This window comes from Mesorhizobium sp. M7A.F.Ca.AU.002.02.1.1, from assembly GCF_003998535.1.
GTDB lineage: Bacteria > Pseudomonadota > Alphaproteobacteria > Rhizobiales > Rhizobiaceae > Mesorhizobium > Mesorhizobium ciceri.
The window spans coordinates 1-11,467 of sequence record NZ_RZPB01000125.1; the positions used below are offsets into that span (position 1 = coordinate 1).

The 11,467-nt window shown below is 64.8% G+C and carries 4 protein-coding genes and 1 pseudogene; 2 read left to right on the forward strand and 3 right to left on the reverse strand.

The features are described 5' to 3' along the window. Positions 1–101 precede the first annotated feature (101 nt). The 3 genes from EN879_RS10695 to EN879_RS10705 form a co-directional block, all read right to left on the reverse strand. Complete coding sequence (locus EN879_RS10695; RefSeq protein WP_244514314.1) at positions 102–860, reverse strand: M15 family metallopeptidase; 759 nt, start codon at positions 858–860, stop codon at positions 102–104. A 206-nt stretch (positions 861–1,066) separates the two neighbouring features. Then, positions 1,067–3,148, reverse strand: a complete 2,082-nt coding sequence (gene pbpC / locus EN879_RS10700) for a penicillin-binding protein 1C (RefSeq protein ID WP_063168514.1) — start codon at positions 3,146–3,148, stop codon at positions 1,067–1,069. A gap of 174 nt (positions 3,149–3,322) precedes the next feature. Further along, complete coding sequence (locus EN879_RS10705) at positions 3,323–8,821, reverse strand: alpha-2-macroglobulin family protein (RefSeq protein WP_127274047.1); 5,499 nt, start codon at positions 8,819–8,821, stop codon at positions 3,323–3,325. A gap of 272 nt (positions 8,822–9,093) precedes the next feature. Between EN879_RS10705 and EN879_RS10710 the strand changes: the two genes are divergently transcribed. Together EN879_RS10710 and EN879_RS10715 are read left to right on the forward strand one after the other, a co-directional pair. After that, complete coding sequence (locus EN879_RS10710) at positions 9,094–11,022, forward strand: autotransporter assembly complex family protein (protein WP_063168512.1); 1,929 nt, start codon at positions 9,094–9,096, stop codon at positions 11,020–11,022. A 3-nt stretch (positions 11,023–11,025) separates the two neighbouring features. Beyond that, a pseudogene (locus EN879_RS10715) lies at positions 11,026–11,467 on the forward strand (hypothetical protein); the annotation flags it as partial.

The following is an 11,467-nucleotide window of genomic DNA, read 5'->3' on the forward strand; positions in this document are numbered from 1 at the left end:
TATTTTCCTCTTGCGGCCAAAGGAAGAATCCATGGCCCTGCCACTCAGCCTATCTAGCAATGGGTAGTGCCGAGGCAAGGTGTGGAATTTGATCCGGTGCCTCAATCGGCGGTGATGGGAAAGTCGAAACGCTGTTTGGCGAACGGTTCGCTTTTCAGCGTGAAGTGCCACCATTCCCTTGCATAGTTCTTGAAGCCGCCCGCGCGCATGGCTTCGACAAGCATCTTGCGATTTGCCGCCGCTTCACTGGCAGGGCCGCGGTATGCGGTTTCGCTCATTGAATCAAAGCAGTCGAAACCGGTACCGAAATCGAGCGTGTCGGCATCCCCGGTGCCGCAGGCCGGGTTCGGGCTGGACCTGCGGTCCATCTGGGCGACGGCGACGTCGACGGTCGAGCCACGTGAATGAGTCGACAACTCTCCGACATAGCCCTTGGCGATCAGGTCGCTGCGCCTGACCTCCGGATACCATTGCGGATCGGGCGGCCCGCCCTGTTTTGTCCATTCGCCCATGTCGGCGACGGCGCGGGCAGGGCGGTAGCAATCGAACACCACCAGGGTCAGGCGTTTGGCCGCGATCGCTTTCTGGACAGCGGAGAGTGCCTTCGCCGCATCCTCGGTGAGGATGCAGACCGGGGCGCCATAGCCGTTCACCTTGCGGTGCAGAAAATTATCCGATCCGGCGTAGCGGATGTCCTGGCGGATCGAGGGGTCGACATCGGCGAGCCGGACAAAGCCGGCGGGGAGTGGGTCAGCGAGAGCAGGGAGGGTGATTGCCGTGACAAGGATTGTTGCTGCCAGTGCTGAGGCTGCCGACAGGAAAGGATCGCGCGAGGCACCCCCCTCTGCCTTGCCAGGCATCTCCCCCGCAAGGGGGGAGATTGTCAGCTTTGGCGTCCTGCTCCACCATTGATAACTGGCGAAAGCGGCAAGGACATCCGATCGCCCTCCTTGCGGGGGAGATCGCCGGCAGGCCAGAGGGGGGTGCCTCGGAACAGGCATGGGTGAAGTATCCCGCTATCCGCTGAGCCTGTGGAAAGCCAATTCCACGAATCGCTTGCAGCCGTCTATTCGACAAACACCTTCACGCTCGCCGCGCGTCCCGCGGCGTCGATGACGGTCAGCGTCGAATAGCCGGCGCCGTCGGGCTGCCAGGTCGCGGTGCGGCGACGGTCGATGCCCACCAGCGGCTTGCCGTTGGCGAGCCAGCGGAACGGCGCACGGCCGCCTTGCAGCTTCAGCACCAGCGGCGAGGCGTCGACCGAATTGGTGCCGAGATCGACGCGGGCGCCGTCGGGCGGGAAGATGATGGTCGGTGCGGGTTCGGTCACTGTCGCCTGCACCAGGCCGTCCGCCCCGGCGCCGAAGCGGGCGAGCGTCACCGGCAGGTCCTCGCGCCTGGGGCTGAACAGTCCGGGCGGCTTGCCCGGCAAGGGGACGGTGGCCAGGCCCGAGCGGACAAAACCCTCGAACAGGATGGGAGCGGCCGAGACATAACCGGACAGTCCGGGCACCGCGCCGGCGTCGGGACGGCCGACCCAGACACCGAGCACATAGCGGCCGTCGAAGCCGACCGACCACGCGTCGCGGTAGCCGTAGGACGTGCCGGTCTTGTAGGCAATGCCGCGCTGCAGGGCACCCTCGGGCGGCTTGACGCCCGACAGTATGTCGATGATCTGCCAGTTGGCCTGACCGTCGAGGATGGTGGCGCTGGTGCGCTCGGCATTGGCCGGCTCGGTGCCGTCATGCAGCGTGTGCGTCTTGCCGCCATTGGCGAGCCCTGTGTAGAGCTGGGCGAGGTCGCGCAGCGTGACGCCTACGCCGCCAAGGCCGATGGCCAGGCCCGGCGCCTCGTTGACCGGCAGTATGGGGCTGACGCCGGCCTGGCGGAAGCGCGCCATCAGCCGCGTTGGCCCGACCGCGTCGAGCACGCGGATCGCCGGCACGTTGAGCGACAGTTGCAGGGCTTGCCGGATGCTGACATCGCCCTGGTAGCCCATGTCGAAATTCTTCGGCCGGTAGCCGGAGAAATCGACAGGGCTGTCATCGATCAGCGTCTCCTGCGCCACCAGGCCCTGTTCGAAGGCAAGACCGTAGATGAACGGCTTCAGCGTCGAGCCGGGCGAGCGGACGATCTTTGTCATGTCGATCCAGCCGGAGCGGCTGGCGTCGAAGAAATTGGCCGAGCCGACTTCGCCAAGGATGTCGCCGGTGCGGGAGTCGGCCAGCACCATGGCGACCGACAGGCGAGGGCCGAGCTTGGTGGCCGCGTCCCTCGCCACCTGTTCCAGCCCCTCCTGGACGCTCTTGCGGATCGTCAGTTGCAAGGGCTGGCCGGGGACGGCCTTGGGCAACATCGCATAGGCGGCGTGCGCGGCGAGCGCCGGCAGCGTGCGGCGCAGGTCCGAGACATCGTCGAGGGCGGCCCGTGCGGCCTCGCGCTCGCCGAGCAGGCGGGAGGAGACCATTCGGGTCAGCACCCGGTCGCGGGCGGCGTGGGCGATCTTCAAATTGCGGTCGGGCCGACGCTTTTCCGGCAGCTGCGGCAGAGCGACGAGCAGGGCGGATTCGGAAACGGTGAGCCGTTTCGGCTCCTTGCCGAAATAGGCCAGCGAGGCGGCGCGCACGCCTTCCAGATTGCCGCCATAAGGCGCCAGCGTGAGGTAGCGTTCGAGGATTTCGCGTTTCGACAGCCGCCGTTCGATCTGGATGGCGCGCAGCATCTGCTTGATCTTGGAGCCGAGGCTGCGGCTTTCGCGCGGCTCGATCAGCCGGGCAAGCTGCATCGAAAGCGTCGAGCCGCCGGAAACGATGTGGCCGCTGGTGGCGAACTGGCCGGCGGCGCGCGCCAGCGCCAGCACGTCGACGCCCTCATGATCCCAGAAACGTTTGTCTTCATAGGTGACCAGCATGTCGACGAATTGCTTGTCGACCTGGTCGAGCCGGGTTTCGAGCCGCCAGTAGCCGTCCGGCGTGGCGAAGGCGCGCAACAACTGGCCATCGCGGTCCTGGACTTCGGTGGAGACCGTGAGTTCGGCTGGAAGCGGGGGCGGGAAGGCGCGGTCGAGTTCCCAGAGGGACGCGGCGGAAAGGGCGAGGATGCCGGCGCACCCTGCCGCTCCAACAGCGAATTTGCGAAGCATCTTCATGGCAGTAAAGATGCCCCCTCATCCGGCCGCTTCGCGGCCGCCTTCCCTCCGGTGGGGAGAAGAGACTGGCGCCAGCGCTGGCCGTCTCCTCTCCCCTCGGGGAGAGGTCGACCGAGCGAAGCGGAGGGCGGGTGAGGGGGCACTTTGCTCATCGCGTCCATCACCATCAGCGCCTTACGGCGCCTTGATCTCCATCATGCCGGTGGCGGTGCGGGCCGAGTATTGCGGCCGATACATGTCTTCCACCGTTGCCGCGGGGTGCGCATAGGTACCCGGCGTCACGGCGCGCACGACATAGGCGAGGGTCAGATTGTGGTCGTGGTCGCCGTCGGCCGGGTTGAATGCCGCGACGAAACGGTCGTCGCGGAATTCGAGATGGGCCGCATCGGTCTGCGCCAGCCACGAGAAGTTCGTCAACTGGGCGCTGGAGACCAGGCCGGGATTGTCGATCTCGAAGCCGGCCGGCAACAGGTCGGTGACCAGCAGGCGCGATGGCCATGTGTTCTGCTCGTTGACTTTGAGCACGACGACATAGCGTTCGTTCTGCGTCGCTTCGGTGACATTGGCCTCGGTGCCGTCGAGCTTGTAGTAGGTGCGGCTGATGGTGAAGCCATCGCCGCCGGCCGGCAGGGGCTGGACCGGCGACGCCACCGTGGTGACGACGGCCTGCAGCGGGGTCTTGCCGGTGTTGGCGATGGTCAGCGGGCTTTCGACAAGGTCAGAGCCTTCGACCTGGTCGGAGTAGCCGCCGGAATGTGCCGCGCCATTGACGGTCAGCGTGATCGTATCATTGCCTTCTTTCAGCGCGCGGGCCGCCAGCAGCATCCAGGATTCGTCCTGGGTGCTGGTCCAGCGGGCTTCGGCGCGTTCCCTGGTCACCAGCCTGATCAGCTCCGGCACGATTGTCGGTACCGGCTTGGATTCCGCCGCCAACGCCAGCATCGCCGCGCCATCACGCAGCCGCGAACCGTAGTCGGAGCGGTAGTAGTCGTAGTCGGTGGTCGACTTGGCCAACTGCAGGGCAGTCTTGAACGTCGATTCCGCACGCGGTGTATCGCCGTAGAGCGCCAGGCTTGCCGCCAGCTGGGCAACGGCCATCGGGCTGGAAAAAGCTTCGAGTTGCGTGTCCGCATAGTAGCGCAGGTCGCCGATCGAGGCCTTCTTGTTGCGGGCCAGAACGTAGAGGGCGTAGGCGATCTCGCTGCCCCGGTCCTGGACGCTCTGGTCGTAGCCGAGTGAGTTCTGCAGGTTGCTGAGCGCCTGGTTCATGGCCAGGCTCGGCACGTCGTATTTCTGCTCGCGCGCCCTGGTCAGGAAGTCGGTGACATAGGCATCGAGCCACAGATCGCCGGAGCCCGGCCCCCACAGGCCGAAGCTGCCGCCCGAGGCCTGATAGCTCAGAACCTTGTAGATGGCGTCCTGAATGCGGCCATGGATATCTGGATCGCTGGCCATGCCGATGCCTGACGCCAATTCATTGACGTAGAGAAGCGGCATGGCGCGGCTGGTGGTCTGCTCGGCGCACCCATAGGGGTAGCGGTCGAGCGTCATCAGCAGCGAAGGCACGTCGAAGGCGGCAGCCTGCGAAACGCCGACGCTGACAGAGGCGCCGTCGAGCAGGCTTGCCGCGAGCAGCTCCTTGTCGACGCGAAGCGCGCCGCCATCGCCCTTGAGGTCGACCACCAGGCGGGTGGTGACCGGTAATTGCGCCGGGCGCACCGGCACATAGAGCGTCTGCTCGACCTTGGTGCCGTCGGCATGGGCAAGCTTGATGGTGAGCGAGGCATTGCCGGCCGTCTGAGCGATCAGCGGCACGGTTAGCGTCTGGCGCTTGCCCTGGGCGAGCGTCAGCTTCTGGGGCAGGGGCTTGTCGCCCGTCGACAGGTCGCCCGTCGTTTCGATCGAGAACGCATAGTCGCCGGCCGGACCATCGGTGTCGGCGACGTCGAGGCGCATAACGGCGGCGTCACCAGGCGCCAGGAAGCGCGGCAGGCCGGCGGTGATGACCACGGGATCGCGCACGATCACGTCGGACTGGGCGTGGCCGACCGCGTCCTTGGTCCAGGCGACGGCCATGACGCGCACGGTGCCGTTGAACTGCGGGATGTCGAAGTCGACCCGCGCCTTGCCGTCGGCGTCAAGCTCGACGACGCCGGAAAAGAAGGCGACAAGCTTTTCGGTCGGCGGGCTGCCTTGCGCCTGCATGTTGGCGCCGTCGCCGCCGGTCCTGAGCTTGCCGGCGTTGCCCAGAGAACCGTCGATCAGGCGACCGTAGATGTCGCGGATTTCCATGCCCAGCATGCGCTGGCCGAAGAACCAGTTCTCCGGATCCGGCGCCTTGTAGCTGGTCAGATTGAGGATGCCGACATCGACGGCGGCAACCATGACATAGGCATTGCTGCCCGGCTGCACGCCGGCGACCGAAACCGGGATCGACAGCTGCTGGCGCGGCATGGTCTTGTCCGGTGGCGTCAAGGTGATGGCGAGCTTCTTCGAACCCGGATCGACCTTCAGCCATTTCACGCCGATGGCGCGGGCCGGCATGCGCGTCTCCTGCGCATCGCCCGGCCGGAACAGGGTTGCGGTGACATAGGCGCCGGCGCCCCAGTCGTCGCCGACCGGAATGTCGACGGTGCTGCCGCCGGCCGGCACTGACGCCGTGATGGTCTTCAACAGCTTGTCGGAGCCGATGTTGATCAAGAGTTCGCCGGCAAAATGCGGCGAGATTTTCAGCTTGGCCACTTCGCCGGCGGCATAATTGTCCTTGTCGAGGGCGATTTCGAGGCCGTCAGGCGTTTCGGTGGTGGTCGAGGCGACATACCAGCCGGCGTCGACCTCGTAGCTGGTCGCCGGTCCTTCCGGATCGGCGGTTTCAACCTCGAGCCTGTACTGACCCCAATCGACCGGCACGGAGACCGTTGCGTCGCCGTCGGCGTTGAGGTCGACCTGGCCGTTGGCGATCGACTTGGTGAAGGTCACCGGCTCGTAATTCCACGAATTGTTGGAGCGGTACCACTGGTAATTGCGTTCGACCTTGACCAGCGTCCATTGCGCGCCTTTCAGCGCCTCACGCTTGCCGTCGGGATCGACGGCGATCAGGCTGAACTTGGCCGTGCCGCCCTGCGGCACTTCATTGTCGGCGAAATCCGGACGAATGCCGATCATATGGCCCTGCGGGCGGATGCCGATGTTGAGCGAGCGCTCGATGGCGCGGCCGCCGGTTTCACGCATCCTGACCGTCACCTTGGCGTCGACCAGCTTGGTGGTCGAGGGCAGTTGGTCGACGGAGACCGGGAAGGTCGCCTTGCCGTCATCGCCAACCACCGGCAGATCGGCGAGGGGGGTGACCGTGGGTTCGGCCGACTGCTCGTCGGCGAGACCGAAGGAAAAGCCCTGGAAACGGTCCCAGTCGCGCGAAGTCGACAGCGTCAGCTCGCCTTCCAGCGCCAAGCCTGCTGCCGGCGCGCCATAGAGGAAGCGGCCGTCAATGTCGATGTTGGCGGTTTCGCCCTGGGCGATTTCCTGCTTGTCGGCCTTCATGTCGAATTCGATGCGATCCGGCACGAAATCCTCGACCAGGAACATCTGGCTGGCCACCGCGGGCTGCTTGGGATCGGTGTAGATCGACACCGACCAGGTGCCTCGCATGGCGTTGGGGGCGAGCGGCAGGTCGACGGCATGGCCGCCGGCCGATGCGCCGTCGCTGACGATACGGCGGTCCTCGACGCCGTCGGGGCGCGAGAAGATGAAGGTCAACGGCAGGTTTTCGACCGCCTTGGCGGCACCGTCGCGAGCAAGTGCGGCGACATGAACATCCTCGCCGGCGCGGTAGATACCGCGTTCGGTCCAGGCATAGACGTCGAGCGCACCTGGCGCCGCGCGCCCGGTGACGCCGCGGTCGGACAGGTCGAAGCCGGCCCGGCCCATGTCGAGGAAGACGAAGTCATTGTCGCCCTGCTTGGCCATCAGCACGGCCGGCACCATGCCGCCGTCGCCGCGCGTCAGGCCGGGGTTGAAGACGGCATGGCCGTCGGCATCCGACGTCGCCGTGCCCAGAACCTCATTGTTCCTGGCGACCAGCGTCAGTTCGGCGCCGGCGATCGGCTTGGCGCTGCCCAGCGAACGGGCAAAGACATTGAGCCCGTCCTGACCGGTATAGGTCGACAGGCCGATGTCGGAGACGACGAACCATTGCGTGGCCATCGAGTTGTAGTCGTCGCTCTTGTTGTTGACGGCCTGGGCGGTCAGCACGTAGACGCCGGGCTTGCGCTGCGGCACCGCCTCGTCGACCGGGAAGGAGGTGGTGACCTCCTTGTTGAGGTCATTGGCGATGTCGAGCTGGCCTTGCCAGACCGGCGCGCCCATCTGCTCGGAAATGTTGGAGATGTCATAGCCGTCCAGCTGGTGCAGGAACTGGTAGCCCGACAGAAGCTGTGCCAGCGAACGATCGCCGATGCGATAGAGCTTCATCTCGGCGGCGTTCATGTTGACGGTAACGATCGGAATACCGCGGCGCGCGCCGGCCGGCAGCACGAAGCTATCACCGGTGAAGCGGGCGGACGGTGCGCGGTCCTGGACATAGATCGACAGCACCACGGGTGCCGCGGTCACTTCGCCGATTGCCGCCGGCAGGCCGGCGCGGAAGGTGACGTCGTAGTGCTGGCCATGCTCCAGCCCTTCGACGCAGATCTGCTTGTCCTTGGCCTCGACGCCCTTGGGCGGTGCATTGTCGACGGTGACGAATTGCGCGTAATCGACGCCGGTCTTGACCAGATCTTCGGAGAATTGCGCGCAGATGCGCGGCGCGCTGGTGTCGGCGTCGATGGTGTGGTCGATAACGCGGAAACCCTTGCGCGCCTTCAGATCGGCATAGTCGGCCTGGACCGCCGGCGACGGGTTCAGGGCAAGGCTCGCCTCATAGGCCTGTAGCGCCGGCCGGTAGAGATCGCGCTTGTCGAGGCCGTTGCCGAGCAGCGCCAGCACTTCGGCGCGCGTCTTGGTGGTGCGCAGTAGTTTATAGGCATTGAATGCGGCCGAAGTGCCGTTCGTCGGCAAAGTGGAAGCTTCGGATGTGCTGGCGGCGGGCTGCACGGCCAGCGTTTCACGCGCCAGGTTGAGCCAGAGCTGGCCATCATCGGGCAGTACCGAGACAGCGGCCTCGTATTTCAGCATGGCGGAGCGGTGGTCGCCGGTCAGCACGGCCTGTTCGGCGGCACTCAGCAAGGCAGCCATGCCTTCTGTCGGCTTGTCATAGGCCGGGCCGAGCAGCTTGTTGCGGTATTGCTGGGCCTGGTCGGCCATCCAGTTGGGGAAAAAGGCGAGTTCCGGCGGCGCGCCGATATCAGGATCGCCATCGATGTTGACGACCTTGCCGGCGACCGCGCCGTTGAAGGTTTTCAACTGGTTGTAGTCGGATTTGAGGAAGCACCATTTGGCTTTTTTATTGTAGGTGAAGGCGCGGCAGGCCGGGTCTCCCAGGCATGTCGTCTTGCACTGGTCGATTGTCACATTCTGGTCGGACCTGAGATCAAAACCGAAATAATCGGAATTGTCCGTTGTCGCGATACGCCGGGCCTCGGCCGCCTGCGAGACGCTGCTCCAGGCCAGGACATTGGCCCAGGCAAAAAACAGGAGAATCAGAATCGAAAGACCACGAGCCGCGCGCATTGCCATAACACCCCTCCAGACACAGCTGACGTCCGGGCATGATCAAGCTTCAGTCAGGCTTGTCAACACAAGGACGCGGCAGGGTTCCGCCTGCCAACGGTTTCCTTTCCGGTCGATGACCGGTAGTACCTCCATAGGACAGGGGATCACGCTTTCTTGCGGCGACGCAAAAGGTGTGAATTCCAAGCCCGTCCTATTTCAGACAATTGGATTGTGGCCCCTTTACGAGCGCTTCAGAACTTCATTCCAATTTTAGTTTTGTAACCTAGGTTGTCTTAATGCCGGCGCATGAAGAGCAGATGTCAGGAGGTCGCGCGCCAGGGCGTGCGCTTCCGCGCGCCCTGCTGCTGGCCATGATGTGCTCGACCGTGCTCGTCGCCGAATCGTCCCCGGCGGCCGCTTTCGAGCTTTTCGGCATCAAGCTGTGGGGATCGTCCAGCGACGAGGATGCCGACATCGTCGATCCGCTGCGCTACGCCGTGACCATCAATGCCCCCGATGCCGACAAGAACCTGGTCAAGAAGCTCGAAAATGCCTCGGCGCTGAAGAGCGACGAGGAGCGTCCGGTTTCAGGCTCGCTCGGGCTGATGGCCAAGGCGCGCAGCGACCGCGAACAGCTTGTCGCCGCGCTCTATGCCGATGCCCGCTACGAAGGCGTCGTCACCGTCACCATCGACGGCAAGCCGCTCGACGATTTGCCGCCGGATGCCGAATTCAAGGGTCCGCAGCCGGTTCCCGTGGCGATCGACATTGCTACCGGGCCGAAATTCACCTTGGGCAATATCAGGCTGCAAGGCGACGCGGCAGGACTGATGAGCGCCGATTATGGCCTGATATCAGGCGGCGACGCCGGATCCGGCGCAGTGCTCAAGGCCGAGGCGCTGATCGTGCGGACGCTGAAGGAGCAAGGCAGGCCGCTGGCAGAGGTGACGGACCGCCAGATCGTCGCCGACCATGCCACCTCGACGCTCGACGTGACGCTGACGGTCGCCGCCGGACCGGTCGCCGGCTATGGCCCGACCACCGTGGAAGGCACCGAGAAGGTCGACCGCGACTTCACCGAATACATGACCGGCCTCAAGCGCGGCCGGCAATACTCGCCGCAAGAGATCGACGATGCGCGCGACCGGTTGCTGGCGCTCGAGGTCTTCAACAGCGTGACGTTCAAGGAAGCCGACACGCTCGATGCCGACGGCAACATTCCGATCGGCGTCCAGGTCAGCGAGCGCAAGCCACGCTATTTCGGCGTCGGCGGCACTTTTTCCAACACCGAGGGGCTGGGCCTTGAGGGCTATTGGGGCCACCGCAATTTGTTCGGCCGGGCCGAGAAGCTGCGCATCGATGGCAAGATCAGCGGCATCGGCAGCAACGATCTCGGCGAACTCAACTACAATGCCGGCATCATGTTCGAGAAACCCGGTGTGATCGGACCGGCATCGAAGTTCTTCGCCAGCGTCAAGACGGTGCTCGAACATCCTGATGCCTATGACCATTTCTCGATCAAGGGCAGCACCGGACTGTCCTACGAACTGACCAAGAAGCAGACGGTTTCCGCCGAGGTGGCGCTCGACTATTCCCGCATCCACGACGCTTTCGGCAAGCACAAATACCTGATCGCCAGCATTCCGCTGCAATATGTCTACGACAACAGGGACAACCGCCTGAACCCGACCAGCGGCTTTCGGGTGCTGGCCTATGCCGAGCCGAGCTACGACATTTTGAATGGTGCGGCCTTCCTGAAGCTGAGGGGCGAAGGGTCGGCCTATCAGTCGCTGGATTCGGCTTCCAAGTTCGTGCTGGCCGAACGTGTCGCCATCGGTTCGATCGTGGGCACCGGGCTTCAGAATGTGCCGGCCGACCGGCGCTTCTATTCCGGCGGCGGCGGTTCGGTGCGCGGCTACGCCTATCAGGGCATCGGTCCGAAGGATTTCACCGGCCAGCCGATCGGCGGCCTGTCCTTCTTCGAAACCTCGGTCGAGATGCGCATCGCCATCACCGACACGATCGGCATCGTGCCGTTCGTCGATGCCGGCACCGTGTCGACCAAATCGGTTCCCGATTTCTCCGATGTCAAGGTCGGCGCCGGCGTCGGCCTGCGCTATGTCACGCCGTTCGGGCCGCTGCGCATCGACGCGGCCGTGCCGCTCAACCGCGATCCGGGCGATCCGCATTTCGGCATCTATGCCGGCATCGGACAGGCATTCTGAGCGATGAAAACAGTCTGGCGCATCCTCCGCATTGTTCTCTACACCCTGCTGATCGTGATTGCGGGAGCGATCGGCGCGCTGGTGGTGCTAACCAAGACCGAGCGCGGCCGCGACAATCTCGCCGGCATCATTTCGCGGCTGGCATCGACCGACGACCGCAAGATCACGGTCAGCGGCATAGACGGCATCTGGTCGGGAGCCCTCAGCGTCGACCATGTCGTGCTGGAGGATCGCGAGGGTGCCTGGCTGGTGGCGCGCAAGGTGGCCGTCGACTGGTCGCCGCTGGCGCTGCTGTCGAAAAACTTCAGCGCCGACCGCATCGCTGCCGAGCGCATAGAACTCGCCCGGTTGCCGGTGGCCAGCACGCAGCCGGCGCCGAGCGGCGGCACGACGACGCTGCCGGTTTCCATCGACATCAAGCAGATCGACCTGCCCGAGATCGCGC